This is a genomic window from Caballeronia zhejiangensis (assembly GCF_000698575.1).
GTDB classification, from domain to species: domain Bacteria; phylum Pseudomonadota; class Gammaproteobacteria; order Burkholderiales; family Burkholderiaceae; genus Caballeronia; species Caballeronia zhejiangensis.
Window position 1 is genome coordinate 704,820 of the sequence record NZ_JFHD01000001.1, and the last position, 26,322, is coordinate 731,141.

Annotated in this window: 20 protein-coding genes, 1 tRNA gene and 1 pseudogene; 9 read left to right on the forward strand and 13 right to left on the reverse strand. The window is 63.6% G+C overall.

Annotated elements, in window-relative coordinates; all coding sequences use genetic code 11:
• Positions 1-9 precede the first annotated feature (9 nt).
• Positions 10-882 carry a GNAT family N-acetyltransferase gene (locus tag BG60_RS03205; protein ID WP_008346999.1) on the forward strand — a complete coding sequence of 291 codons (873 nt, stop codon included), beginning with the start codon at positions 10-12 and terminating at the stop codon, positions 880-882.
• A gap of 7 nt (positions 883-889) precedes the next feature.
• Here the strand turns inward: BG60_RS03205 and BG60_RS03210 are convergent, their stop codons facing one another.
• Positions 890-2,467: an ABC transporter substrate-binding protein gene (locus tag BG60_RS03210; protein ID WP_008347001.1), complete on the reverse strand. Its 1,578-nt coding sequence runs from the start codon at positions 2,465-2,467 to the stop codon at positions 890-892.
• Positions 2,468-2,518: 51 nt separating this feature from the next.
• Entirely contained in the window at positions 2,519-4,546 is a 2,028-nt protein-coding gene (locus BG60_RS03215) for an FAD-dependent oxidoreductase (RefSeq protein WP_034470216.1), read from the reverse strand.
• Between the two features lie 96 nt (positions 4,547-4,642).
• On the opposite strand from BG60_RS03215, the gene BG60_RS03220 reads away from it, so the two are divergent.
• Positions 4,643-5,617, forward strand: a complete 975-nt coding sequence (locus BG60_RS03220; RefSeq protein ID WP_008347005.1) for a LysR family transcriptional regulator — start codon at positions 4,643-4,645, stop codon at positions 5,615-5,617.
• Here BG60_RS03220 and BG60_RS03225 read toward each other — a convergent pair.
• On the reverse strand, positions 5,606-6,814 hold the full coding sequence (locus BG60_RS03225) for a mechanosensitive ion channel family protein (protein WP_034470218.1): 1,209 nt from the start codon (positions 6,812-6,814) through the stop codon (positions 5,606-5,608). The genes BG60_RS03220 and BG60_RS03225 overlap by 12 nt on opposite strands.
• A 152-nt stretch (positions 6,815-6,966) precedes the next feature.
• On the opposite strand from BG60_RS03225, the gene BG60_RS03230 reads away from it, so the two are divergent.
• Positions 6,967-7,051: transfer RNA gene (locus BG60_RS03230), tRNA-Leu, on the forward strand.
• 50 nt (positions 7,052-7,101) lie between these two features.
• Here BG60_RS03230 and BG60_RS36250 read toward each other — a convergent pair.
• Positions 7,102-8,031 (reverse strand): annotated as a pseudogene (locus BG60_RS36250) (LysR family transcriptional regulator); the annotation flags it as partial.
• A 112-nt stretch (positions 8,032-8,143) separates the two neighbouring features.
• On the opposite strand from BG60_RS36250, the gene BG60_RS03240 reads away from it, so the two are divergent.
• A complete protein-coding gene (locus BG60_RS03240) occupies positions 8,144-9,496 on the forward strand; it encodes an NAD(P)/FAD-dependent oxidoreductase (protein WP_008347009.1) in 1,353 nt (450 codons plus the stop codon).
• Positions 9,497-9,503: 7 nt separating this feature from the next.
• Here the strand turns inward: BG60_RS03240 and BG60_RS03245 are convergent, their stop codons facing one another.
• On the reverse strand, positions 9,504-9,752 hold the full coding sequence (locus tag BG60_RS03245; protein WP_008347012.1) for a hypothetical protein: 249 nt from the start codon (positions 9,750-9,752) through the stop codon (positions 9,504-9,506).
• A 349-nt stretch (positions 9,753-10,101) separates the two neighbouring features.
• On the opposite strand from BG60_RS03245, the gene BG60_RS03250 reads away from it, so the two are divergent.
• The 3 genes from BG60_RS03250 (at position 10,102) to BG60_RS03260 (ending at position 14,063) form a co-directional block, all read left to right on the forward strand.
• Positions 10,102-11,634: a complex I subunit 4 family protein gene (locus tag BG60_RS03250; RefSeq protein WP_033536446.1), complete on the forward strand. Its 1,533-nt coding sequence runs from the start codon at positions 10,102-10,104 to the stop codon at positions 11,632-11,634.
• Between the two features lie 164 nt (positions 11,635-11,798).
• On the forward strand, positions 11,799-13,103 hold the full coding sequence (locus BG60_RS03255; protein ID WP_008347015.1) for a dicarboxylate/amino acid:cation symporter: 1,305 nt from the start codon (positions 11,799-11,801) through the stop codon (positions 13,101-13,103).
• A gap of 12 nt (positions 13,104-13,115) precedes the next feature.
• A complete protein-coding gene (locus tag BG60_RS03260; protein ID WP_008347016.1) occupies positions 13,116-14,063 on the forward strand; it encodes an amino acid ABC transporter substrate-binding protein in 948 nt (315 codons plus the stop codon).
• Positions 14,064-14,076: 13 nt separating this feature from the next.
• Here the strand turns inward: BG60_RS03260 and BG60_RS03265 are convergent, their stop codons facing one another.
• The 5 genes from BG60_RS03265 to BG60_RS03285 all read right to left on the reverse strand — a co-directional run bounded on the left by BG60_RS03265 (position 14,077) and on the right by BG60_RS03285 (position 22,008).
• A complete protein-coding gene (locus BG60_RS03265) occupies positions 14,077-15,729 on the reverse strand; it encodes an ATP-binding protein (protein ID WP_008347018.1) in 1,653 nt (550 codons plus the stop codon).
• A gap of 127 nt (positions 15,730-15,856) precedes the next feature.
• Complete coding sequence (locus tag BG60_RS03270; RefSeq protein WP_051996395.1) at positions 15,857-17,380, reverse strand: sensor domain-containing diguanylate cyclase; 1,524 nt, start codon at positions 17,378-17,380, stop codon at positions 15,857-15,859.
• A 120-nt stretch (positions 17,381-17,500) separates the two neighbouring features.
• A complete protein-coding gene (locus BG60_RS03275) occupies positions 17,501-18,640 on the reverse strand; it encodes an acyl-CoA dehydrogenase family protein (protein WP_008347021.1) in 1,140 nt (379 codons plus the stop codon).
• Positions 18,641-18,652: 12 nt separating this feature from the next.
• Positions 18,653-19,843, reverse strand: a complete 1,191-nt coding sequence (locus BG60_RS03280; RefSeq protein WP_008347023.1) for an acyl-CoA dehydrogenase family protein — start codon at positions 19,841-19,843, stop codon at positions 18,653-18,655.
• A 35-nt stretch (positions 19,844-19,878) separates the two neighbouring features.
• Entirely contained in the window at positions 19,879-22,008 is a 2,130-nt protein-coding gene (locus tag BG60_RS03285; protein WP_008347024.1) for a 3-hydroxyacyl-CoA dehydrogenase NAD-binding domain-containing protein, read from the reverse strand.
• Positions 22,009-22,133: 125 nt separating this feature from the next.
• Between BG60_RS03285 and BG60_RS03290 the strand changes: the two genes are divergently transcribed.
• Complete coding sequence (locus BG60_RS03290) at positions 22,134-23,039, forward strand: LysR family transcriptional regulator (RefSeq protein WP_008347026.1); 906 nt, start codon at positions 22,134-22,136, stop codon at positions 23,037-23,039.
• A gap of 10 nt (positions 23,040-23,049) precedes the next feature.
• On the opposite strand, the gene BG60_RS03295 is transcribed toward BG60_RS03290, so the two are convergent.
• Positions 23,050-23,898, reverse strand: a complete 849-nt coding sequence (locus BG60_RS03295) for a DMT family transporter (RefSeq protein ID WP_008347028.1) — start codon at positions 23,896-23,898, stop codon at positions 23,050-23,052.
• 156 nt (positions 23,899-24,054) lie between these two features.
• Here BG60_RS03295 and BG60_RS03300 point away from each other — a divergent pair, with 156 nt between their 5' ends.
• Entirely contained in the window at positions 24,055-24,924 is an 870-nt protein-coding gene (locus tag BG60_RS03300) for a LysR family transcriptional regulator (RefSeq protein WP_008347029.1), read from the forward strand.
• Here BG60_RS03300 and BG60_RS03305 read toward each other — a convergent pair.
• A complete protein-coding gene (locus tag BG60_RS03305; protein WP_144403714.1) occupies positions 24,916-25,902 on the reverse strand; it encodes an FkbO/Hyg5 family chorismatase in 987 nt (328 codons plus the stop codon). The genes BG60_RS03300 and BG60_RS03305 overlap by 9 nt on opposite strands.
• A gap of 3 nt (positions 25,903-25,905) precedes the next feature.
• Positions 25,906-26,172 (reverse strand): hypothetical protein, encoded by a 267-nt coding sequence (locus BG60_RS03310; protein ID WP_033536447.1) that lies wholly within the window; start codon positions 26,170-26,172, stop codon positions 25,906-25,908.
• Positions 26,173-26,322: the final 150 nt, after the last annotated feature.

A 26,322-nucleotide genomic window follows, 5' to 3' on the forward strand; every position in this document is an offset into this window, starting at 1 on the left:
GGAGGCCGCGTGCCTGACTCGAACAATAACGAAGTGGTCGAATACCGGGCTTTCACGCTCGACGACCTTCCTGCAGCGCACGCGTTGTCCGCGTCCGTGAAATGGCGGCATCGCGCGGACGATTGGCGTTTCGCGGCGCGTATCGGCAGCGGCTTCGCGGCGGTCGATCAGAACGGTGCGCTCGTCGGTACGGCGCTCGCGTTTCAGTTCGGCGCGGATGCGGCGACGCTCGGCATGTTCATCGTGTCGCCGGAACATCAGCGGCGCGGCATCGGGCGCGGACTGCTCGACCGCCTGCGTGCGAAGCTCGGTCCGCGCATGCTGCTGATCCACGCATCGAACGAAGGCAAGCCGCTTTGCGTGGAACGCGGCTTCGAAACCATCGACACCATTCATCAACATCAGGGCGCGGCCTTTCAGCCGCCGCTCGTTTCGCTGCCGCCGGGCGAACGGCTCCGTCCGATCGGCGCGAAGGATACGCCGCGTCTTGCCGCGCTGGCATCGCGCGCAAGCGGGCTGGATCGCACGGAACTCATGCCGCAATTGCTCGATGTCGCGAGCGGCATCGCACTCGATCGCGATGGCGAACTGATCGGCTTCGCGCTCTTCCGACGTTTCGGCGATGGTCACGTGATCGGCCCGGTCGTCGCGCCCGAGTCGGCGGACCAGAGCCGCGCCAAAGCGCTGATCAGCTATTGGCTCGCGCTGAACGCGGGCATGTTCGTGCGCATCGATACGCCCTTGCGTTACGGCCTTTCCTCGTGGCTGGAAGGACTCGGCCTGCCGCTCGTCGATACCATCGAGCAGATGGCGCTCAACGGCAAGCCATCCACCGATGCGACGTTCACGCAATTTGCGCTGACGAGCCAGGCCGTGTGGTAATCGATCGTCACGCCTTCGCGAGCCACGCGAACTCCGCGAACCGATAGCCCATCACGCGTCCTGACGGCGTCCCCTTCAAGCCGCGCAAGTTCGAGCTTTGCGCGTCGATGAAGTTGATGAAGGCCGGAATCACGAGACTGTTCTTCTCGTAGACGATGGTCTGCATGTCGCCGTACATCTGCTTGCGCTTCGCTTCGTCGCGTTCGCGGCGCGCCTGTATCAACAGTTGATCGAACTGCTCGTTCTTCCAGCCGGACTCGTTCCAGTTCGCGTTCGAGCGAAAGAACTGCGTGTACAGCAGATCGAGCGTCGGGCGCGGCAGGATCGAGCCGTAGGTCATCGGATACTTCATCCAGTAGGTCGTCCAGTAACCATCGGCGGGCACGCGGCGCACGTTGATGTCGACGCCCGCCTGTTTCGCCGCCTGCTGGATCAGCATCGCGGAATCGAGCGCGGTCTCGACGGATGGCGGCGCGATGATCTCCGCACGCGCGCCCGGCGTGCCGGCCTTCTTGAAGTGGAACTGCGCCTTGTCCGGATCGAACGTGCGCTGAGGCAATCCCTTCATGAAGTATGGATGCCACTCGGGCACCGGATGATCGTTCGCGAGCGTGCCGTGTCCGCGCAACATCACGTTCACGATGCGCTGGCGATCATGCAGATACTTGATGCCTTCGTTGAAGTCCGCGCTCTTCGTCGGCAGCATGTCCTGCCGCAGCGCGAGATCGGAATAGAGTTGCGACGGACTTTCGAGCACGGTCACCTTGCCGGTCTGCTTCACGCGGTCGACATCGCGCGCGGGCAGTGGCGAGATGAGCTGCACATCGCCCGCGAGCAGCGCATTGGTGCGCGCTGCATCATCGCCGATGCCGATGATCTCCACTTCATCCAGATACGGACGCCCCGGCTTCCAGAAGTTCGCATTGCGCGCGCCGATGCAGCGTTGCGCCGGCGTGAACTCCTTGCATGTGAACGGTCCCGTGCCGTTGCCCTTCGAAAAATCGGTCGTGTTCGCGGCGACAATCACGAGATGCGGAATCGCGAGCAGCGCGGGAAGATCGACGTTCGGCTCGGTCAGCGTGATCTCGACTTTCAACGGTCCCGCCGCCTTCACCGAGCTGATGCCATCCGCTATCGATTTCGCTTTCGAGCCGGTCGCCGGGTCCTTGTGGCGCATCAACGAGAACACGACATCGTCGGATGTCAGCGGCTTGCCGTCGTGGAAATGCACGTTGGGCCGCAGTGTGACGGTCCATGTCGTGAAGTCGTCCGATTCGAGCTTCTCCGCGAGCGCGTTCTGCGTCTTGAAGTCGGCGTCGAGTTCGGTGAGGCCGCTATAGAACATGTACGCGCGAGCGTAATCGCCGGTATGCGTTCCCTTCGCGGGATCGAGCGAGTCCATCAACGACTGATTCGCGAGCGCCACGCGGATGCGTCCGCCGCGTTGCGGCGCGGGCTCGTTCGCGGCGAATGCAAGCGACGATGCGCCCGGCAAGATCAGCGTCGCCGCACCCGCCGCGGCAAGCGTTTTGATCGCCTTGCGGCGGCTCGGATCGGCAACTACGAAGTCCTTCGGCAATGTCATGTGAGCCTCGCTCGTTCATTGTCGTTTCAACGGATGAGATGCAACCTGCCTTCACAGCGCCATGCAAAGCCGATAGGCGTCATAGATGGCCGTATGGATATCGCGCGACGCGCTGGCATCGCCGATGCGGTACAAGTGGAACTGTCCTTCCTCGCGTTCCTTCGCTTCGGGTTGCGGCTTGCCTGTCGCGAATGCTTCGAGATCGGTGTAGCCGTCATTGGCCGAATACATGCGCGCCGCTTCGAAGAGATCCTCGACCGCGAGCATGCCGCGCTCGACCACGACATGATCCGCTTCCATCTCGACGAGCTCGTTCGTCAGATGATGACGGAACACGGCGCGGCGCCTGCCGCCATCGGTCGCGCTCACTTCGATCAATTCGATGTTCGTGCGGACCGGCACATCCCAGCGCGCGATATTGCGCATCCAGACCTGATCGTCGCCGCGTCCGCCGGTTTCCTGCGCGGGCACGCTGTCGATGAGCGCGAGCGATACAGCAAGGCCCGCATCGACATAACGCTCGGCGCAGAGATACGCGTTATGCCGGCCCGTGCCGTCGTAGACGAGCACGCTGCCTTCGCGCGGCGGCGTTTCGGTGAGCGCATCGAAGACGGACTTGCAGAGCTCGCCGCCCGGCAACGCATCGAGATTCGGCAGGCCGCCCGTCGCGACGATGACCACATCCGCGCCATGATCGAGCACGTCGCTCAACTCGGCGTAGTGGTTGTAGCGCACATCGACAGCGAGCTTGTCGAGTTGCGCCACGCGCCAGTCGACGATGCCGATAAGATCGCGCCGCCAGCTTCCCGTCGCCGCGAGCAACGTCTGTCCGCCCGCCTCCGAGTTCGCCTCGAGCACGGTGACGTCATGGCCGCGCGTCGCGCAGATGCGCGCGGCTTCGAGGCCCGCAGGTCCCGCGCCGACGATGAGCACGCGCTTCTTCTGCTCGGCCTCCGGTATGTCATGCGTGAGATACGTCTCGCGCGACGTCGCCGGGTTATGAATGCACGTCGCGCGAAAGTTGCGGCAGAACGATGCGCCGACGCACGGCCTCGCTTCATCCTCCTTGCCTGCTTCGACGAGCTTCACGAGATGCGGCTCCGCGATATGCGCGCGCGTCATGCCGACCATGTCGAGCAGACCTTCGCGTATCGCATAACGCGCCGTGGCGAGATCGGCGATCTTCGCTGCGTGGAAGACGGGCAGATCGACCGCGCGCTTGAACGCGGCCGCTTTGGGCAGCCACGGTGCAGACGGCACGAACATGCCCGGCATCGAGTTGACCGCGAGCGACATCTTCGTGTCCATGCGCCCGAACGTGACGTTGAAGAAATCGAACAGACCCGTGCTCTGCAGGATGCGCGACATCTCCAGCCCTTCCTCGAAGCTGCATCCGTCTTCGAGCGCGAAGCGAAAGCCGACGATGAAATCGTCGCCCACCTGCTTGCGTATTTCTTCGTGAACCTCGATTGCGAAGCGCACGCGATTCGCCGTCGAACCGCCGTATTTATCGGTGCGCAGGTTCACGGTCGGGTCCATGAACTGGCCGATGAGATGCCCGCCCGCATGCGTTTCGATGCCGTCCAGACCGCCATCGCGGCAGCGCTTCGCCGCAAGGCCGAAGTCGCGGATCACGCGTTTGATGTCGGCATCGTGGATAGCCTGCGGCATCGCCCGATGCAGCGTTTCGCGCACGGCCGATGGCGCGATCATCGGCAGCCACGGTTCCGTGTATGCATCGCCGCGCCGCCCGAGATGTGTGATCTGGCACATGAGCGCTGCGCCGTGCGTATGGACGCGATCGGAAAAGCGCCGCAGATGCGGCACCACGGCATCGGTCGAGACGTTGATCTGCTGGAACGTATTGGGACTGTCGAGACTGACGTTCGACGAGCCGCCGAACATCGTCAGCGCGATACCCCCTTTCGCCTTTTCCTCGTGATACCGTTGATAAACCTCCTGAGGGAATTCATCACGCGTGAGACGGCTCGCGTGACTCGTGCTCATCACACGGTTTCTGAGTACGAGATGCCTGAGGGCAAAGGGCTGAAGCAACGGGTCCGACGAAGCAGTGGTCATGGCCTGCGAGAAGAAGTAAGCGTCGGACTCAAGGTAAGGAGGTCAATATGCGCCGTCAAATTACAAATGGATGCACGCCCCTTAACATGGTGTTGTATGAGTCTGCGACTTCCGTCCCTTCAGGCACTGCTCGTCTTCGAAACATCCGCGCGGCTCTTGAGTTTCACCAAGGCGGCCGGCGAACTCAACGTGACGCCCGTCGCCGTGAGCCGCATGGTGGCGCGTCTCGAAGACGCGCTCGGCTTCAGGCTCTTCGATCGCACGAAGCTAGGGCTTACCCTGACCGATCGCGGCGCAACATTGCAGCGCGCCGTTGCATCGGGTTTCGGGCAGATCGGCGATACCATCGATGAACTCAAGCGCGATCATGCGCAAGGCGAGATCGTCACGCTGTCGCTCGCGAGCGGCTTCGCCGCGTTGTGGCTCTTGCCGCGTTATGCGGGGTTTCGCCGCGCGTTTCCTTCCATCAATCTGCGCTTGCAAGTGATGGCCGGGCGGCTCTACGGACCGCTCGAAGATGCGGACCTCGGCATCCGGCTGCATGGTCCGGGTTCGGAGAAGGAACCGCTTCTTCTTTGTCCGGAGATCATCGTCCCTGTCTGTAGTCCGAACTATCGCGCCGAATTCGGCCCGCTCGATACGCCGGCGAGCATCGAAGGTCACGCCTATATTCATCTCGACGTGACCACGCTTTCCTGGGCGGATTTTCATCGTGCGACGGGGCTGTCCGACAAGGGCATCGGCGAAGCGGTGCATCACACCGATCCCGGACTCGCCGTGCAATGCGCGATGCTCGGACAAGGCGTCGTGCTCGGCTGGCTGCTCGCGATCGCGGCGCCGTTGAACGAGGGCAAGGTCATTCCCGCGTGGGACCGATACATCGAAACGGGCTGCAATTACGTGCTCGAACATCGCTCGTCGAATCCGTCGGAGAGTACGCGCGCGGTGGCGCAATGGCTCATCGACGAGATGAGGAAGGAACTCGAGGATGCTCGTCGCGTGCTCGCGCCGCTGAAAGCGGTGCCCAAGCACCGCGCCGATCACGCAAGCATGGTTCGATCACCTTCCTGAGGGCGCGGACACCGAACGCTCGCGCTGCCAGCAGCGCAGGCCGAAAAACGGCACGACGCCATAAGCGTGATCGAGCATGTCCGATAGCAACGCCTCGTAGCGCTCCCAGCGAATCTCGTCGATGAACACGCAGATCTCCAGTGCCACGACCGCCGTCGTGGACTGGACGTGGCGAATCACGAGCGGCATGTCGCGACGCACGGCCGGGTGCGCGCGCAAATATCCGCTGAGATAGTGCCGATACAAACCGAGGTTCGTGCGGCGCTCGCCTTCGACGGTCACGAGCGGCTGTTCTATCGCTGCGTGCAATTGCGCGAGCAACGCGTCGTCGGGATAGCGGATCGTGTCCACGTCGAAGTGAATCGCATGCCGCAAGCGTCGCGCGCCCGACGCGACCATGCCGCGCCAGTTCTTCACGCTGTTCGTCAGCAGCAGTTGGCTCGGCAACATGACGACGGTGTTGTCGAAGTTGCGCACCTTGATCGTGTTCAAGGCAATATCGATGACGATGCCATCGGCTACATATCCGGGCACTTCGATCCAGTCGCCCACGCGCAGCATGTCGTACGCGGCGAGCTGGATGCTGGCGACGAAGCCGAGCAGCGAGTCGCGAAAAATGATGATGAGCAGCGCCGTGATCGCGGAGAGACCGGTGAGCAGATAAACGGGCGAACGCTCGAGCAGCAGCGAAACGACCGCGATGAGCGCGACGAGATACACGACGATCGTGGCGATCTGCAGAAAGCTCTTGATGGGCCGCTCGCTCGCCGAAGGAAAGTGGCTATAGCGCTCGTCGATGCTGTCGCGCAATGCAAGCGCCGCGCGCACCATCGTGTAGACCATGTAGCAGGCCGCGAGTATGGCGAGCGGCTTACCGAGCGCCGGGATCACCGGAAACGTGAGCCCCGTGAGCAACGGCGCCGCGGCATAGACGATAGCGGCAGGCACGAGCGGCGCAAGCCGATGAAACACGCGATGTCGCTCCGCCGCGATCAGCCACTTGCGCCCTTCCTTGCGTGCGAGCCGGTTGACGATCACGAGCATGATCCAGCGCGTCAGGTAGTAGCAGATGACGCTCGCGAGGAAAATCGCCAGCAGCATGGCGATCACGAGAAGCGTCGCGATGAGCCAGCTATCGGTGGCGACGTTGACTTGCCAGTCGGGTCCCACTTCGAAACGCAAGCTGTTGCCGAACATGGACGCTCCCGTATGGGCGAACCGATGTGATTATTCAGGCGAATCGGACGAGACCGTTGCTTTGCCGAATATTGTAGTAGCGTCGCGACGATGCACGCGATGATCGAAGCCCTTCGCATTTCCCGATTTTCCCGCTACAATTCGGTCCCCTTGCCCAGGTGGCGGAATTGGTAGACGCACTATCTTGAGGGGGTAGCGCCGCGAGGCGTTCGGGTTCGAGTCCCGACCTGGGCACCAGTTGCATCCGCAACGACTTCTGTTTTCTTCTCTCTGCGCGTCGAACGCAGCTTGTGCGTTTCCGGCGGCGCAGTCAGGCCCGCGACGGCCGCTCCCGACTGAATCAAGAATTCCCTGAACGCATTGGCGACCTGAGGCAGGCGTCGCTCCGACATATGCACGACATGCCAAGCGCGCTCGATCGGCGTCGAAGGCACGGGAAGCGTCGCGAGCAAGCCCGCCTGCATTTCGAGCGCGCACGCGTGCAGCGAAAGAAACGCCACGCCGAGTCCCGCTTCGACGAGCTGCTTGATCGCTTCATTGCTCGATAACTCGGACGCGGCATGCAGCTTCAGACCCGCTTCCTTGAACAGCCCTTCGATCGCGACGCGCGTGCCCGAGCCGCGCTCTCTGACGAGCAGATTCGCCGATTCGAGATCGGTCAGACGCAGGCGCTTCGCGCGCATCAGCGGATGCGAAGGCGCGGCGACGAACGCCATCGGATGCTTCGCGAATGCGGCGGCGCTCGTGCGCAGTTCGCGCGGCTGCCGTCCCATGATCGCGAGATCGATTTCATTCGTCGCGAGCATGCGGACGATGTCATCGCGATTGCCGATGCGAAACTGCAGCTTCACGCCGGGCCGCTCCTTCGTGAAGCGCACGAGCAGCGGCGGCACGAGATATTCCGCCGTCGTGATCGCACCGATGCGCAACGTGCCGCCCAGTTCGCCGCGCAACGCCGCCACTTCTTCGCCCGCTTCGTTCCAAAGGCTCAGGATTTCGTTCGCGTAACGCGCCATTACTTCGCCCGCAGCCGTGAGCTGCACTTCGCGGCCGACGCGGCGCAAAAGCGGCGTGCCCGCGGCTTCGCCGAGCAACGAGATTTGCAACGAGACCGCCGGCTGCGTGAGATGCAGTTCATCGGCGGCGCCCGAGATGCTGCCCACGCGCGCGACGGTCTGCAGCGTGCGCAACTGACGGAAGGTCGTGGTCTTTAACATTAGTGAAAACTTATGAGTCGGCGATAAATACTAAATAGCGCATATGTTTTCGGGACCTTATATTTTTCCCAACGAGGTCGTCAAGCATCCACACAGCACTTCCGGGAGAGCCATGATGTTGAATCCTTACGCGCAACGGCAGGTCGATTCGCCTCATCGCATCGTGATCGTCGGCGGCGGCGCCGCGGGGCTGGAACTCGCGACGCGTCTCGGCAATAGCGTCGGCAAGCGGCGGCGCGCCGAGGTGATCCTCATCGACCGCTTTCCGACGCACTTCTGGAAGCCGCTTCTGCATGAAGTCGCGTCGGGACAGATCGATGCATCGAGTCATCAGATCGATTACGCCGCGCACGCGAAGTGGAATCACTTTCGCTTCGAGCAGGGCGCGCTCGCGAACATCGATCGTGGACGCCGCGAGATCGTCATCGACGAGACGACCGATATCGACGGACGTCCGCTCCTGCCGAAGCGAACGCTCGCCTTCGATTCGCTCGTGCTCGCGCTCGGCAGCGTGACGAACTTCTTCTCGATTCCCGGCGCGGCGCAGCATGCGCTGACGCTCGAAACGGTGGAGCAGGCGGAAACGTTCCGGCGGCGTCTTTTGTCGAGCCTTCTGCGTTCGAGTCATGCGCGGCAGGCGACGCCCGGCGCGGCGCGCACGCCGGTTTCGGTGACGGTGATCGGCGGCGGCGCGACGGGCGTCGAACTGGCCGCCGCGCTGCGCGGATCGGCGGAAATGCTGCGCGAGTATCACCTCGCGTCGATCGACCCGGCCAGCGACATCCGCATTCGTCTGCTGGAAGGCGCGCCGCGCGTGCTGCCCGCGCTGCCCGAACGCATTTCGACGCGCGCTCAGGACGTGCTCGCCAAGCTCGGCGTGGAAGTGCGGCTGGGTTGCCGCGTGCGTTCGGTGGACGAGCACGCCGTATCGACCGCGGATGGCGAAACGCTCACAAGCGACATCACGATCTGGGCCGCGGGCGTGGAAGGCGCGCCGGTGTTGCGCACGCTGGAAGGATTGCCGCTGAACCGGCTGGGACAGGTGATCGTCGATGCAACCTTGCAGGTCGAACCCGGCTCAGGCATCTACGCGATGGGCGACTGCGCCGCGTGCGCCGCAGCGAAAGGCGACGCGCTTGTGCCGCCGCGCGCGCAGGCCGCGTTTCAGCAGGCCGTCTATCTCGCCGATGCCCTCGCGCGCCGCCTCGACGAACGCGCCGTGCCGCTCTTCGCGTACCGCGATCAGGGCACGCTCGTCTCCTTCGGACGCGCAGGCGCGGCGGGCGCGCTGATGAGCGAGTTGCTGCGCCGGCCGCTGTTCATCGACGGATGGTTCGCGGCGTCGTGCTACCGGCATCTGTATCGCCGGCACATCATGGGGCTGACGGGCGTCAAGCGGGCGCTGATGTACGCCGCGAGCCAATGGCTGCGCGAGCGCGTGCGGCCTACCGTGAAGCTGAACTGACGCCGTTTCAGCGCATTGCGACGGCCGTGCCGGACTCGGCGCGGCCCGACACGAGGCATTGCGACCGGAACGCGTCGCGCTGGCTGCTCGCGGCGGCGTGGCTGAAGCCCTTGCTCAGGGCGTCGAATTCGATCTGCGCCGCGCTCTGCACGCACGACGACGCGGCCAGGTCGCGTCCCTGCGCGTGGAGCATGGCGCGATCGGCGACGAGATACGCGACGAGCGCAAAGACGACGGCCTTGAATGTTTTCTTCATGCTTGTCTCCTTCCTTGCGTTCTAGGCTAAGGGCCACGCGGCTTCCGGCAAATCAGGGCAAGCCCGAAGCGAACGAACGATTCATTCACGTCGACGTGCCGCCGAGCCGGAATCGGTAAAAAAGTCAAGGCCGTTCGGCGCAATGAATTTGATACGCCGCAATGCACAAAAAACTATTCTTTTGAGTTATCCTCGTTAACCCTTAGGAATACGCCTAAGTCATTCGGGCTGCGCGCCGGATTCAAGCCTCCGCGCACTCGTCCTGCCTTACATTCCACTGTCAGCGCCTTTCCAGCGAGCACGTTTCTTCGCGTGCTGGCCGTGCTTTGCGCCCGATTTCGACCGAGCTATGCATCTGCCGTCAGTTCTCAGTTTTCTTATCTGGATTCCAGTGGTGTCGGGCATCTTCGTGCTGACGTTCAGCGCATCCGCGACGCTCTCGCGCGCCGTCGCCCTGTTCGGCGCGATTCTCAGCCTGTTGCCCGTCGTGCCGCTGCTCTCCCGCTTCGACGCGTCGTCCAGTGCGATGCAGTTCGTCGAGCGCGTCGAGTGGCTGCCGCAGTTCGGCATTTCGTACCATCTGGGCGTCGACGGCATTTCGCTGTGGTTCACGGTGCTGACGGCCGTCACCACGCTCATCATCTTCGTCGCGTCGTGGCGCTCGGTCACGAAGCAGGTCGCGCAATACTACGGCGCGTTCCTCGTGCTGTCGGGCTGCATGCAGGGCGTGTTCGCGTCGCTGGATGGCATGCTGTTCTTCGTGTTCTTCGAGGCTTCGCTGATTCCGCTGTATCTGCTGATCGGCACGTGGGGCGGCGAGCGGCGCGTGTACGCGGCGATTCGCTTCTTCTTTTTCTCGCTGCTCGGCTCGCTTGCAATGCTGGCCGCGCTCGTTTATCTGTGGACGCAGGCGCATACCTTCGATATCGACGCATGGCGCAACCTGAAGCTCGGCTTCACGCCGCAGATCGTCGTCTTCGTCTGCTTCCTCGCGGCCTTTTCGGTCAAGGTGCCGATGTGGCCCGTCCATACGTGGCTGCCCGACGTGAACTCGGAAGGCCCGACGGGCGCGGCGGTGCTGCTCGGCATGCTGAAGATCGGCGGCTACGGCATGTTGCGCTACGTGTTGCCGATCGTGCCCGACGCATCGCACTTCTTCGCCCCGGCGATGATCGCGCTGTCGCTCGTCGCGGTGATCTACGGCAGCCTCGTCGCGCTCGCGCAGACGGACATGCGCAAGCTGCTTGCCTACTCGGCAGTCGCGCACATGGGTCTCGTGACGCTCGGCCTCTTTACCTTCGACCGCCTCGGCACCGAAGGCGCGGTCGTGCAGATGCTGTCGTACGGCATCGTGTCCGGCGCGATGCTGCTGTGCACCGGCGTGCTCGTCGAGCGCACGAAAAATGGCTCGATCGATGCCTACGGCGGCGTCGCCAACACGATGCCCCGCTTCGCGGTCTGCGCGATGCTGTTCGCGATGGCCAATGTCGGCCTGCCGGGCACCTCGGGTTTCGTCGGCGAGTTTCTAGTGTTGATGGGCGCGATCCGCCTGAACTTCTGGATCGGCGCGGCTGCGGCCACGTCGCTGATCCTGAGCGCGGCCTATACGCTGTGGATGGTCAAGCGTGTGATTTTCGGCGCGGTGAAGAACGAGCGCGTCGCCGGTCTGCGCGATCTCGGCAAGCGCGAACTCGTGCTGTTCGGCGCGATGGCCGTGCTGGTGCTGGGTATCGGCGTGCATCCGAAGACCTTCACGGACGCGATGGGCCCGTCCGTCGAAAGACTGCTCGCGGCGGCGCAAAGCTCGACGCTGCCCGACGACGGCAGCGCGCCGTCCTACAACGCGCGCCGCGAAGCGGTTTCGGAGCGCACGCCGGGCTGAGTTCCGGCAAAGATGGAACTACGCCGCTAACATTTCGAGTGTTCGCGGACACACGCCGCGGCGCCGCTCTATACTGAGCGGCGCCGCGTTCGTTTTTGCATCGCCTGATCCATCCGAAATTCGCCATTGCATTCGTTCGATATGCAGTCAATGGAGGCCTGGACATGAAGAAGAACTCCGCAGCCATCTGGATTCTCGGCGCGATGGTCATCGGCATAGTGGTTGGCTACATGATCTTCACGAGCTTTCCCGACAAGAAAACCGCCACGGAGATCGCCGGCTACATCTCCCTCGTGTCCGACGTGTTCCTGCGCCTCATCAAGATGCTGATCGGGCCGCTCGTGTTCTCCACACTGGTCGTCGGCATCGCGCACATGGGCGACGCCGCCTCGGTCGGACGCGTGTTCGCCAAGGCGCTCGGCTGGTTCCTCACCGCGTCGCTCATTTCGCTGCTGCTCGGCCTCGTGATGTCGAACTTGCTCAAGCCCGGCGATAACCTCGGCTTGCCGCTTCCCGACATCGGCGCATCGGCGAATCTCGCGACATCGAAGTTCACGCTGAAAGACTTCGTCAGTCACATGGTGCCGCGCTCGTTTGCCGAAGCGATGACCAACAACGAGATCCTGCAGATCGTCGTGTTCTCGATGTTCTTCGGCGTCGCGCTCGCCGCGCTCGGCGAACGCGGCAAGATCCTGCTCGCCGCGATCGATCAGCTGTCGCACGTCATGCTCAAGATCACCGGCTACGTGATGAAGCTCGCGCCGCTAGCCGTGCTCGCCGCGATGGCCGCGACCGTCGCGGTCAACGGGCTGACGATCCTTCTGAAGTTCGCGGTCTTCATGGCCGACTTTTATATCAGCCTCTTTCTGCTGTGGGGCCTGCTCGTGCTCGCGGGCTTCCTGTTTCTGCGGCGGCGCGTGTTCAAGCTGCTGTCGCTCATCAAGGAAGCGTTCATGCTTTCGTTCGCGACCGCGAGCTCGGAGGCCGCGTATCCGAAGATCCTCGACGCGCTCGATCGTTTCGGCGTGAAGCGCAAGATCTCCAGCTTCGTGATGCCGATGGGCTACTCCTTCAACCTCGACGGCTCGATGATGTATTGCACGTTCGCGACGCTCTTCATCGCGCAGGCGTACGGCATTCATCTGCCGATCAGCACGCAGATCACGATGCTGCTGATCCTCATGCTGACATCCAAAGGCATGGCCGGCGTGCCGCGCGCGTCGCTGGTCGTGATCGCGGCCACGCTCAATCACTTCAACATTCCCGAGGCGGGACTGCTGCTGATCCTCGGCGTCGATACCTTCCTCGACATGGGGCGCTCGGCGACCAACGCCGTCGGCAATTCGATCGCGAGCGCGGTCGTCGCGAAGTGGGAAGGCGAGCTGCTGACGGAATCGGAGGCGGCGAAGAATGCGGCGCGCATCGAGGCCGAACAGGACGCGTCGCTCGCGCATCCCGCGCAGGTCTGACGGAGGCGAGCCATGAAGACGCAGCGCTTCTGGTCGGCGCTGGCTGCGGCCAGCCTGATCGCGATCGCTCCGAACGCGCGCGCGGCCGACGACGTGCAGACACCGCCGCCCGACAACGACGCCTACGCGCCCGCGACGCTGACCGGCACGCTCGCCAAGGCGCGCGACACGGGCACGATCGCGATCGGCTATCGCGATGCCTCAGTGCCGTTCTCGTATCTGAACGCGCGCAAGGAGCCGATCGGCTATTCGATCGAACTCTGCAAGTCGATCGTCGCCGCGATCGGCAATGCGGTGCATAAGAACCTGAACATCCGGTGGGTGCCCGTGACGCCGGAGAATCGCATCGAAGCGGTCGTCGATGGCCGTGTCGATCTCGAATGCGGCTCGACCACGAGCAACGTCGAGCGGCAGAAACGCGTGGCCTTTTCGCCGATCTTCTTCGTGGCCGGCACCAAGGTGATGGTCAGGAAAGGGTCGCCGATCCGCTCGTTTCGCGATCTCGCGGGCAAGAAGGTCGCGGTGACGGCAGGCACGACGAACGAGAAGGCGCTGCGCGATCTCGACCGGAAGTTCGCGCTCGGCCTGCAGTTGCAGATCGTGCCGGATCACGCGGAAGGCTTCGCGCGCGTCGCGAACGGCGAGGCCGATGCCTTCGCCACCGACGACGTGCTGCTCTACGGCCTCATCGCGGAGAACGCGGCGAAGGGCGGCGCGTATCAGGTGATCGGCGATTATCTGTCGTATGACCCGTACGGCATCATGTATCGCAGGGACGATCCCCAGCTTGCGCAAGTCGTGAAGGATACGTTCCAGAACCTCGCCGCCGATGGCGAAATCGAGCGTCAATACAAGCGCTGGTTCCTGCAACGTCTGCCGTCGGGAAAAAGCCTCGACATGCCGATGAGCGCGCAACTCGAGAGCATCATCGAGTCGATGGCGGGCGGCGAGGCGCAGTAGCGCGCGGGCGTCCTTACTCGTCGACGAGCTGGCGCACGCGCGCGGCCAGCGTTTCGATCGCGAACGGCTTGGTCAGCACTTGCATGCCGGGCTCCAGGCGTCCATTGCCGATCACCGAATTCTCCGCATAGCCGGTGATGAAGAGCACTTTCAGATCGGGACGCGCCTCGCGCGCCGCATCGGCCATCTGGCGTCCGTTCATGCCGCCGGGCAAGCCGACATCGCTGATGAGCAGATCGATCCGCACATTCGACTGCAACAGCTTGAGGCCCGCGATGCTGTCGGCGGCTTCGATCACCGCGTAGCCGGCCTCTTCCAGCACATCGACGATAAGCATGCGAACGCTCGGTTCATCGTCGACGACGAGCACGGTTTCGCCCGACTCCGCGCCCGAGATCGGCGATGCGGATTGATCGGCGGCATCGTCATCGACACCGCCATAGAAGCGCGGCAGATAGATGCAGACCGTCGTGCCCTGCCCGACTTCGGAATAGATCCGAACCTGGCCGCCCGATTGCTTCGCGAAGCCGTAGATCATCGATAGACCGAGGCCCGTGCCCATGCCGATCGGCTTGGTCGTGAAGAACGGATCGAACGCATTCGCGATGACATCGGGCGTCATGCCGGTGCCGGTATCCGTCACGCACAGCGACAGGAACTGGCCTTCGGGCATGTCGTGGCTTTGGGCCGCGCGGTGGTCGATCCACTTGTTGGCCGTTTCGATGGTGATGCGCCCGCCATCGGGCATCGCGTCTCGTGCATTGATGCACAGGTTGAGCAGCGCGTTTTCCAGTTGTCCCGAATCGACGAGCGCGGGCCACAGGCCCGTCGCGCCGACAGACTCCACCTTGATGCCCGGGCCGACCGTGCGCTGGATCAGTTCGGTCATGCCGTTGACGAGCGCGTTGACGTCCGTGGGACGCGGATCGAGCGTTTGCCGCCGCGAAAACGCCAGCAGCCGATGCGTCAGCGCCGCCGCGCGCCGCACCGCGCCTTGCGCCGCGACGACGTATTTGTCGACCTCCGCGATCCGTCCTTGGCTCAGCCGAATGCCGAGCAACTGCAGCGAGCCCGACACGCCCGCCAGCAGATTGTTGAAGTCGTGCGCGAGGCCGCCCGTCAACTGACCGACCGCTTCCATCTTCTGCGCCTGACGGAGTTGTTCTTCCGCGCGCATCAATTCCGCCGTGCGCTCGGCGACGCGCTGCTCCAGCGTTTCGTTGAACGCGCGCAGCGACGCGATCGCGCGATCGCGTTCCTCCTCCGCTTTCTTGCGCGCGGAGATGTCGCGAAAGAGGATCGACACTTGCCGCAGGCTGGGCGGTTCGACGCGCGACGCCGACACCTCGATATGCCGCCCCGCCGACAGAAAGTAGCGCTCGAAACGCGCGGTCGCGCCGGTGCGCAGAACGTCGCCGTAGATTTCGACCCAGCCGTCGGCATCGGTCGGATCGATCTCGCGCAAGGTCTTGCCGACGATGTCGCGAATGCCCGAGTGCCGCTCGTATCCCGGATTGGCCTCGACGTGCAGATAATCGCTGAGCGGTCCGTGCGGGCCATCGATGAATTCGATGATGCAAAAGCCGTCATCGATCGCGTTGAAGAGCGTGTGGTAGCGCGCCAGCGTGGCGAGGCGGCGGGCTTCGGGATCGGGCGTTTGGGTCATCGGAAGGGTTCGGGTCGGTCGCGTCGTGGGCGGGCGGCCCGCGCGGCGTCGAGAGCTTACGGCAAAACAAGCATTTTGCGTGCACGCACATGCCCGGCCGTTGCGCGACGAACTTTCGTCCACCGTCTCAGACGAAACTTGCCTGCATGATGCGGTTGCGCCCGCGCGCTTTCGCATCGTAGAGCGCCTCGTCGGCCGCGCGAATGAGCGCGCTTACGTCGTCGTCGCGTTCCGGCCGCCAGCTCGCGAGACCGATGCTCGCCGTGACGCGGCCGAACTCGCTGCCCGCGTGCTCGATCGACAGATCGCTGATGGCCGCGCGAATCTTCTCGGCGATTTTCGCGGCGCCGTCGGCGGGCGTGTCGGGCAATACGACGACGAACTCCTCGCCGCCGTAGCGCGCGGCGGTATCGACGGGCCGCCGTATGTTGTCGCCGATGCAGCGTGCGACGGCCGCGAGCGCGTCGTCGCCGGCCTGATGGCCGTAGGCATCGTTGAAGGCCTTGAAGCGGTCGATATCGACGAACAGCAGCGAAAAGAGACTGCGCGTGCGGCGCGCCCTGCGCCATTCCTGATCGAGAATCTCGCCCAGCGTGCGGCGATTGTGCAGCCCGGTGAGTCCATCGGTGCGCGCGAGCAACTGTAGCTCCGACTCCGCGCGCATGCGCCGCCTGAATTGCGCGGCGAGCACGAACGACAACGCGATGAATCCGATAGCGAGCACGCCCATCGACGAGCCGATGATGATCGCGCGCCGCCGCCATGCCGCGTAGATGTCCTCTTCTCCTTCGGCCACCATGATGATGAGCGGCAGATTCGGGAAGTTGCGGAAGTAGTAGAGGCGGCGCCTCCCGTCGATCGACGATGTTTCGCTGAAGCTGCCCTGCTCCGCCGCCCGAAATTTCTTGAAGGTATCGGCCTGGCTGATGTCGCGGCCGATCACGCGCGGATCGAACGGCTGACGCATGATCATCAGGCCGTCGTGATTGATGAGCGACACCGCGCCGTGCGGCCCGAGCGAAAGCCCCGCGAAAAGATTGCGGAAGTATTCGAGGTTGATGGCGAGCATCGCGACGCCCGCGAAGGACCCGTCGGGACGCGAGAGTCTGCGGCTCAACGCGATGCTGGGCGCGCCGCCGCGCAATCGCGACGCATACGGGCCGCTGATGTAAAGCCCGGCGTCTGGCCGGTCGCGTTGGACCGTGAAATAGCCGCGATCCGCGAAATCGCCCGGCCGGGGCACGAGGCTGCCCGAATCGATGATGATCTTGCCGTTCTCGTCGAGCACGAGGATCGACCCGAGATCGCGCGCTGTGGCCGCCCGGTCGAACAGCACGTCGTTGCGCAGGCGGGGCGGAAGGCTCATTACGTCGTCGCGTTCGACGCCTTCGACGACCGCTTGCAGCGACAGTTCGTAGAGTTCGAAATTGCGCTCGATGTCGCGCTCGGCGAGCAACGCGAGATTGCGGGACGTGTCGCGCGCGCGATCGAGCGCATCGACCCGGCCCTGATACAGGACCAGCGCGCAAAGCGCCACCATGAGAAGCGCGATGAGCGTGCCGCACAGCACGATGACGTTCGGCGTCGAGCTTCGCGCGCGTGCCGGGGCGGGTGCGTTGAGACTCGGGTTGTAGATATTTTCGGTTGCCACTATCTGGAGGTCCGGGAACCTGGCTCGCGAGTTTATCTGTTGCTCTGCATGGTCCTTGGGTTGCGAGCTAGGGCGTCATTGTCTCCTATTTGTATGATCCCGGCTTGAAGTAGTGAAGCTTCAGCGAAGCGCCCCCCGCCCCAGCGCGATATACCGCGCGAGATGATGATCCTCATCGCCCAATTGATGATCGATCATCACGAGCCGCTTCGCGTAATGAGCAAGCGGCAGCTCCCACGTCATGCCGATGCCGCCATGCATCTGAATGGACTCTTCCGCGACGAGCGTGCCGATGCGCCCGACCGAATGCTTCGCCGCCGACAACGCTCGCTCGCGCGCAACACCCGATGCGCCGACCGCCGCCGCCGCATTGATCGCAGCGGAACGCGCCTGCTCGATCTCGAGCAGCACATCGGCCATGCGATGCTGCAACGCCTGAAACGCGCCGATCGGCACGCCGAACTGCCTACGCGTGCGCAAATATTCGAGCGTGTGCTCCTTCGCGACATCCATCGCGCCGACCGCTTCCGACACGAGCGCGACGAGACCATATCCGATCGCATGCGCGAGCGTCGCGTAGGCATCGCCTTCATTGCCGACGAGCGCATTGGCATCGAGCGTCACGTTTTCGAGCGATACTTCCGCCACGCGTCCGCCATCGATCTTGCGATAGCCGCGCATCTTCACGCCCTGCACATCGCGCGGCACGATAAAGAGCGAAATGCCCGCTTCGTCGTACTCGTTGCCCGACGTGCGCGCCGACACGAGCAGCACGTCCGCATGTTCGCCCTGCTGCACGACGCCCTTCGCGCCGTTGAGCATCCATCCATCGCCATGCCGGGTCGCGCGCGTGTTCACGCGTGCAAGCTCGTAGTGCGAGCCGGGTTCGTCATGCGCGAATGCTGCGATCGCCGTCCCGTCGATCATGCTCGCAACGATCTCGCGCTGCCGCTCATCGCCCGCGAAGGCAAGTGCGCGCCCGACGATCAACGTATCGAGAAACGGTTCGACGACGAGCCCGCGACCGAGCGCTTCGAACACGACGGACACATCGAACCCGTCGCCGCCGAAGCCGCCGATCGATTCATCGAAGAACGCGCCGACGATGCCAAGCTCGCAAAACCGTCGCCACATATCGCGGCTGAAGCCCTCTTGCGAACGCGCGATCCTGTCGCGCACATCGAAGCCATATTGCTCGGCGATGAAGCGGTTCAGCGAATCCGCGAGCATCCGCCGGTCTTCCGTGTGCTGGAAATTCATCGTGCGCGTCCTTTAAAGACCGAGGATCATCTTCGAGATGATGTTCTTCTGTATTTCGTTGGAGCCGCCGAAGATCGACAGCTTGCGATTGTTGAAGTACTCCGACGCCGAATCGAATGTTTCGTCATCCTTGTCATCTTCGAATGCTTCGTCTATCAACGGCTGCGCGTACGGACCCATCGCGCGACGCATCAGCGAAGAGATTTCCTGGCGAATCTCCGTGCCGCGAATCTTCAGCATCGAGCTTTCCGCGCCTGGCGCGCCGCCGCCCGCGACCGCCGCGATCACGCGCAGATTCGTCGTCTTCATGTTCTCCAGATCGATCTCGACACGCGCGAGACGCGCGGCGAACAAAGGATCGTCGATGAGCGCGCGGCCGTTGCATTGCACCTTGCCCGCAACAGCCTTCAGCCGGCTCAGCGCGGCCACTGAAAAGCCCACGCCCGCGATGTTCGTGCGCTCGTAGGTCAGCAGATACTTCGCATACGTCCAGCCCTTGTTCTCCTCTCCGACGAGATGCGCAACGGGCACGCGCACGTCCGTGAAGAACACTTCGTTGACTTCGTGCTCGCCGTCGAGCGTGATGATCGGACGCACGTCGACGCCCGGCGTATTCATGTCGATGAGCAGAAAGCTGATGCCTTCCTGCTTGCGCGCATCCTGCGACGTCCGTACGAGACAGAAGATCATGTTCGCGAAGTGCGCGAGCGTGGTCCACGTCTTTTGTCCGTTGACGATGTAATACTCGCTGCCGTTCTCCATCGTGCGAACGGCTGTCGTACGCACCGATGCGAGATCGGAACCCGCGCCCGGCTCCGAATAGCCCTGACACCACCAGTCCGAGCCATCGAGAATACGCGGCAGCCAATGACGCTTCTGCGCCTCGCTCCCGTATTTGATGAGCACCGGCCCGAGCATGTTCACACCGAAAGGCACGATGCGCGGCGCGCCCGCAATCGCACATTCGTTCTCGAAGATGAACTTCTGCACCGCGGTCCAGCCCGGGCCGCCATACTCCTTCGGCCAGTGATTCGCGAGCCAGCCCTTCGCGTTGAGCGTGGCGTGCCATTGCGCCATGTCGTCGCGCGTCAGGCGCTCGCCCGTGCGCGCCTTCTGCGCAACATGCTCTGGCAGCGATGTGCGCAGAAACGCTAGGACTTCGGCGCGAAAGGCTTCTTCGTCTGCGTTGAATGTCAGGTCCATGACTGCGATTCCATGAGTGATTGAAAGGCCACGCGTCAGGCCGTCTGATTCAGGCTCGCGAAATTCCTCCCGCGCGCCACGAGATCGACGATCAACGGCGACGCGCGCCAGAAGAGCGGATCTTCCTGCGCGAATGCGCGGATATCTGCGAGCACGTTGTCGAGACCCACGGTATCGGCATAATGCATCGGGCCACCGCGATAGCGCGGGAAACCGAAGCCGTGCATCAACGTGGCATCGACATCGAGCGGACGTTGCGCAATGCCTTCGTGCACGATATTCGCGCCCTCGTTGATCATCGCGGCCAGGTAGCGGCGCACGATCTGCTCATCGGTGAATGGTCGCGGCTTGACGCCCGCACGCTCGCGCTCGGCATCGATGATCGACTCGACTTCCGCATCCGGCGTGCCCGTGCGCGCACCGTCTTCGTAACGATAGAAACCGCGTCCCGTTTTCTGGCCGAACCAGCCGCGCTCGCACAGTTCATCGCCGATACGCACGTAACGCGCGTTCGGATCGCGCGTCGCGGCGCGGCGCTTTCTCGCGGCCCAGCCGATATCGCCGCCAGCCAGATCGATGACCTGATACGGTCCCATCGGAAAGCCGAAGTCGCGCACGGCCCGATCGATCTGATACGGCGACGCGCCGTCTTCCATCAGATGATCCGCCGCCGCGCGATACACCGCGAGCATGCGATTGCCGATGAATCCATCGCACACGCCCGCACGCACCGCCACCTTCTTCAGCTTCTTCGCGAGTTCGAAACCGGTCGCAACGACATCGGCGCTCACGCGCGCGGGCACGACCACTTCGAGCAGCTTCATGATGTTCGCGGGCGAAAAGAAGTGCAGCCCGAGCACGTCCTGCGGACGCGAGATGCTCGCCGCGATCTCGTCGATGTCGAGATACGACGTGTTCGTCGCGAGCACCGCGCCCGGCTTGCACACGCGATCGAGTTGCGCGAACACGGCCTTCTTCGCGGCCATGTCCTCGAACACGGCTTCGATGACGAGATCGGCATCGGCGAGCGCGTCGTATTTCGTGTCGCCGTGAAAGCGTTGCAGCGCGCGTGTTTTCGATTCGTGCGTCAGGCGGCCCTTCGCGATCAGCGCGTCGTACACCTTCTCGACATGCGCGCTTCCGCGTTCGAGCGAGGCTTCGTCGCGCTCGATCATCGTCACCGCGAGACCCGCGTCGAGCAGCGCGACGGCGATGCCCGCACCCATCGTGCCGCCGCCGATCACACCGATGCGATCGAGCGCGCGCGGCTGTGCGTCGCGCGTTTCGGGCGACTTCTGCGTTTCGCGTTCGACGAAGAACGCATGCACGAGACCCGCGCGTTGCGGGCTCTCGCGGCATTCGAGGAATTGCTCGCGTTCGAAGCGCAAGCCTTCGTCGAAGGGCAGATTCAACGCCGCTTCCACGCAATCGACGATCTTCAGCGGCGACAGCAATCCGCGCGACTTCTTCTGCGTCTCGGCGCGCGCGGCGGCGATCGCTGCCACGCTCGCTTCCTTGTCCGCGAGTCCGCGCGCGTTCTTCGTGCGGCGCGGCGCGGCCTTCGTCGCGATGAGTTCGTGCGCGAAAGCAAGGCCTTCGGCGAACACGTCGTCGCTCTGGCCGACGCGGTCGACGAGACCCAGACGCAGCGCTTCCTCCGCGCCGATGTGATGGCCACTCAACATCATCGACAACGCGGCCTGTGCGCCGATCAGACGCGCCGAGCGCTGCGTGCCGCCCGCGCCCGGCAAGAGTCCCAGTTGCACTTCGGGCAGGCCGAGCTTCGCGCCGGCGACCGCGATCCGGTAATGCGACGCCAGCGCGACTTCGAGTCCGCCGCCAAGCGCCGCGCCGTGTATCGCCGCGACGACGGGCTTCTCGCAACGCTCGATGCGGTTGCACACCTCCGGCAACGACGGCGGCACGGCGGGCTTGCCGAACTCGCGAATGTCCGCGCCCGCGATGAAGTTCCGGCCCGCGCCGACGATCAGCACCGCGCGCACGGAGGCATCTGCATCGGCGGCTTCGATTGCATCGATGAGACCGCGCCGCACGGCAGCGTTGAGTGCGTTGACGGGCGCATGGTCGATCGTCACGACAAGGACGCTGCCGCGTAATTCGTGTTGAACCGCGGATGCGGTTTCGGGCGCGCTCGAAAGCGTCATGGATGAAGTCTCCTGAGTCGATGTTCCTGTTTTACGTGGAAGCATTCTCGCGGGGACAGGCATCCTTGACAATCACAGGCTCGATTGACAGACTGTCAAATCTCTTTTGACAATCGAGCCATGCCGTGGACGTCAACGAGCTGACGCTGCTGGTCGAAATTCTCGATGCGGGTAATCTGAGCGAGGCGGCGCGCCGCCTCAAGATGACGCGCGCGAATGTCAGCTATCACCTGAATCAGCTCGAAAAGTCCGTCGGCCTGCAGCTCGTGCGGCGAACCACGCGACGCGTCGAGCCGACCGAGCTCGGCCTCAAGCTCTATGAGCACGGCCGTTCGATCCGCAACGCGCTTTTCGCGGCGCAGGAATCGGTATCGACGCTCGGGCAAGGATTGCAGGGGCGCGTGAGGTTATCGGTGCCGAGCGGTTATGGACAGCTCGTGATGTCGGAATGGCTGATCGCGTTCAAGCGCGAGTACCCGGATATCGTGCTCGACGTGATGTTCGAAAACCGCGTCGAAGACCTGCTGCGCGACGAAGTCGATATCGCCGTGCGCGTGATGCCCGAGCCGCCGCCGAGTCTCGTTGCGCGCGACATGGGGCCGGTGCGGTACGTCGCGTGTGCATCGTCCGCGTATGCCGAAACGCACGGCATGCCCACGCGGCTCGAGCAACTGGGCGTCGTGCCGGTGATCACCGCGACGGTCGTCGGCAAGCAGACGCGCGTCGCCGCCTATCTCGACGATGAACGTCACGAAGTGCTCCTCGAACCGAGCCTCATCTCCGAGAACTTCCTGTTTTTGCGCGATGCGATCCTCGCGGGTCTCGGCGTCGGCATCGTGCCGGATTACGTCGTGTCGGAAGACATGCGGCGCGGCGCGATCGTCACCGCGCTCGACGAATGGCGGCTCAGCATCTTCGGCACGCACATGTACATGCTCTACATGCCGAACCGGCATCACACGCGCGCGACGCTGGCGTTCATCGAGTTCATGCTCGACCGCGCGCGAAAGGCGGGGCGCGGGCGTCATTGAAGGATCTGCGTCACGCCTTGCGGACGCGCTCCGCAAAGCCTATCGCCACCGACATCAACGCAATGCCCGTCATCTGCGCGCCGCTCAAACGCTGATCGAAAACCAGCCAGTCGATGACGATGGCCACCGCCGGGTAGACGAACTGAAGCACGGCGACGCGCGCGGTGTCGAGCCGCGCCATGCCGATATACATCAGTGTGTACGCAAAGCCCGTGTGAATCAGCCCGAGGCCCGCGAGCCACGCCCACGACATGCCCCATGCGGGCCACCCGTGCTGCATCGGCCAGATCCATAACAACAGGGTGCCGATGGCGCACTGCCACCACGCGAGCACGCCCGCAGGCAGATCGCGCAGCCGTCGCGCGGTGATCGTCACGCCCGCCATGCACAGCGAACCGGCCAGACATGCGGCCACGCCCGTCCAGTACGCGGGCTGCAAAGAGCCGTCCGACGCGTGTCCGGCGATGCCCGTCGCGAGCACGAGTCCGCACATCGCGACTGCCACGGCCATGACGCGCTGCCCGCCGATCGCCTCTTTGAGCCACAACGATGCGAATAGCAGCACCCACATCGGCTGCACATGAAACAGAACGATGGCGACGCCCGCCGATATGCGCTCGACCGCGCTGAAGAAGAGCGCCCAGCTCGACACCATCAGCAGGCTCGCCGCGAGCACCCAAAGAACGTTGCTGCGCGTGAGGCGCAGAAAGCGGGTCTGTCCGCGCGAGATGAGCCACGCGCTCATGCCCAGAAGCCCGAAAGCGCAGCGAAACCATGTCGCGGTCAGCGGATCGGCATTCGCTTCGTGCAGGAAAACACCGATCGTGCCGAGCAGCGCGCAGCCGACGATAAAGGGCAACGCGCCTGCCGCAGATCGTGCTTCACTGCGCGCGGTTGTACGGGAAGAGGATGACGCGTTCGTGTTCATGCCCCAAGTGTGTGCCGCGATCGATAGAACGAAAAGCGCATAATTCGAAGATCATCCATTCGATTTTCGAAATCGCCGATCAGACCCATGAAACAACACGATTTGCAGATGGACTGGCTCAAGTGCTTCGTCGCCGTCGTCGATGCGGGTTCGCTGTCGAGCGCGGCGGGCGAAGTGCATCGTTCGCAATCGGCGGTGAGCATGCAATTGAAGAAGCTCGAAAGCGCGCTCGGATTGCGGCTCATCGAACGCGGCTCGCGCGCGCTCGAACTGACTCACGACGGGCAAACGCTGCTCGGCTATGCACGGCGCATTCTCGATCTGCATGCCGAGGCGCAGGTCGCGCTTCAGGGCGAGCAACTCACCGGCCGCGTGCGCCTCGGCGTGCCCGACGACTACGCGGCCAAATATCTGACACCCGTGCTGAAGCGCTTTGCGCCGCGGCACAGCGGCGTCGAGATCGAGTTGATCTGCGAGCAATCGACATCGCTGATTCCGCGCATCGCGAATAGCGAGCTCGATATCGCGCTCGTATCGCGCGATCACGGCCGGCGCGGCACGCTGCTGTTCCATGAGCCGATGGTCTGGGTCGGCGCGGCGCAATTCGAATTATGGAGACGCGATCCGTTGCCGATCGCCGTCTATGAAAGCGCGAGCCTCGCGCGGCGCAGCGCGATTCATTCGCTCGCGCAGCAAGGCCGCCGCTACAAGGTGGTCTACAACAGTTCGAGTCTGGCCGGGCAGATTGCCGCCGTCGAAAGCGGTCTCGCGGTCGCGGTGCTGACGCAATGCAGCGCGCCGGACCATCTCCGCATTCTGGGCAACGATGAAGGCCTGGGTCCGCTCGAACCGATGGAAGTCGCTGTCTATCGCAGTCGCGATTCGCGCGGCTCCAAAGCGGTGGACGGCCTGTATAGCCTCCTCGTGAAGACGCTCAGGCAATCGGCGTCAGTCTGATCGACGACGATATGAAGCAATGCCCTCGATCTCGACGAGCAAATCGGCGCGGCAGATATCGGCCTTGACATAGCGGATGTTCGCATCCGCATGAAACGCGGTCTGCGCGAGTTTCATCACGCGCGGCAAGTCCGCCGCATGACGGTAATACACCTTGATCTGATCGAGGTCGCGCAGCGTATAGCCGCCGCTCACGTTCTGCGCTTCGAGATTCTCGATGCCGATCAGATGCGCGATATTGCCGATCGCGACATGCCATTGCTTGTCGAGATCGCCTTCGTGCACGGTCTCGTGTCCGAGAATGCTCGCGGTGCCCGAGACGTACAACGTATCGTCCAACAAGGTGCCGCGCGCGAAGCTCGGCGACTTAGGACCGTATCGCTGCGGATATTCATACGCGGGCGTCTGTCGCGAGTTCTCGATATGCCGCGGCGAATTTGCGCGGCACGCCAGAAAATAGAAGCCGACGCCATCGCCCGACGTGCCGATGCCGGTCGCCGCCGGCATACCCGATGCGCCCGTGTAATCCTGCTCGAACGCGATGGCGCGTCCACGGCAGAAATCGCGATACACCTCGAGCCCTTCCCGATTCGCCCCGTTGATGTGCGGGATGAAATTCCACATGCGGAAAATCTTCGGGAAGTCCCGCTCGCCGACGAGCGCGAACGCATCGCCATAGGCTTGTCGCGTGGCTTCGGTATAGCGGCCGGACGACGCGATGAAGCCCGCGCAAAAGAGAAACTCGTCGTCGTGCGCGAAGACGAGATCATTGAAGCGTCCGCTGTGGATCGGCCCGTTGCCTGTCCAGATTTCGGCGAAGCCGTCGTGAGAGTCGTCGCACATCGCGAGGCGCAGCGTCGGCACACCGCTTTCGATGCACGGCCCGCCGCTCGCCGCACCGAAGACGATGCGCGCGAGCACATCGTCTTCGCATGTCGCGTCATGCGCGATGAAGCGCGATCGGGGCGTCGCCATCATCGATCATTCATCGGCCTGATCGCCGAAGAGGTCCGCGGTCGAGACGCGATCCTGCTGCAACGGCGGCAACGCACCGCTCCTCACTTGTTCGAGCACGTCCGGCGGCAGCCAGGTTTCTTCCATTGCGCCGATGCCGTTCTCGATCATCTGCTGGAGGAAGAACGATTGCTTGCGCCCCGTCACTTCCGCCAGAAGTCGCAGCCGTTGTTCGAATTGTGGATCGACCCGCACTGCGACCACCTTTAGCTTGTTTTCGGCGGTCCTTCTCACTGCATGCTCCTGTTACGTTCGTTGCGCGCCGCGAGCGGGCGCGCGCATGCGGTGCTTATACCACAGCCTGATTGCGCGACGACCGATGCGCACTCATGCATGGCGATGACAGACCTGCGTGCTACCATCGAAACGAGCGTTTCGGCGCTC

Excerpts from the sequence above, each read along its gene's own strand:
- BG60_RS03275 (WP_008347021.1), bottom strand. The coding sequence starts at position 18,640 with ATGAATTTCCAGCACACGGAAGACCGGCGGATGCTCGCGGATTCGCTG.
- BG60_RS03285 (WP_008347024.1), bottom strand. The coding sequence starts at position 22,008 with ATGACGCTTTCGAGCGCGCCCGAAACCGCATCCGCGGTTCAACACGAA.
- BG60_RS03210 (WP_008347001.1), bottom strand. The coding sequence starts at position 2,467 with ATGACATTGCCGAAGGACTTCGTAGTTGCCGATCCGAGCCGCCGCAAG.
- BG60_RS03255 (WP_008347015.1), top strand. The coding sequence starts at position 11,799 with ATGAAGAAGAACTCCGCAGCCATCTGGATTCTCGGCGCGATGGTCATC.
- BG60_RS03220 (WP_008347005.1), top strand. The coding sequence starts at position 4,643 with ATGAGTCTGCGACTTCCGTCCCTTCAGGCACTGCTCGTCTTCGAAACA.
- BG60_RS03300 (WP_008347029.1), top strand. The coding sequence starts at position 24,055 with ATGAAACAACACGATTTGCAGATGGACTGGCTCAAGTGCTTCGTCGCC.
- BG60_RS03250 (WP_033536446.1), top strand. The coding sequence starts at position 10,102 with ATGCATCTGCCGTCAGTTCTCAGTTTTCTTATCTGGATTCCAGTGGTG.
- BG60_RS03240 (WP_008347009.1), top strand. The coding sequence starts at position 8,144 with ATGATGTTGAATCCTTACGCGCAACGGCAGGTCGATTCGCCTCATCGC.
- BG60_RS03245 (WP_008347012.1), bottom strand. The coding sequence starts at position 9,752 with ATGAAGAAAACATTCAAGGCCGTCGTCTTTGCGCTCGTCGCGTATCTC.
- BG60_RS03305 (WP_144403714.1), bottom strand. The coding sequence starts at position 25,902 with ATGATGGCGACGCCCCGATCGCGCTTCATCGCGCATGACGCGACATGC.
- BG60_RS03260 (WP_008347016.1), top strand. The coding sequence starts at position 13,116 with ATGAAGACGCAGCGCTTCTGGTCGGCGCTGGCTGCGGCCAGCCTGATC.
- BG60_RS03265 (WP_008347018.1), bottom strand. The coding sequence starts at position 15,729 with ATGACCCAAACGCCCGATCCCGAAGCCCGCCGCCTCGCCACGCTGGCG.
- BG60_RS03215 (WP_034470216.1), bottom strand. The coding sequence starts at position 4,546 with ATGACCACTGCTTCGTCGGACCCGTTGCTTCAGCCCTTTGCCCTCAGG.
- BG60_RS03225 (WP_034470218.1), bottom strand. The coding sequence starts at position 6,814 with ATGTTCGGCAACAGCTTGCGTTTCGAAGTGGGACCCGACTGGCAAGTC.
- BG60_RS03280 (WP_008347023.1), bottom strand. The coding sequence starts at position 19,843 with ATGGACCTGACATTCAACGCAGACGAAGAAGCCTTTCGCGCCGAAGTC.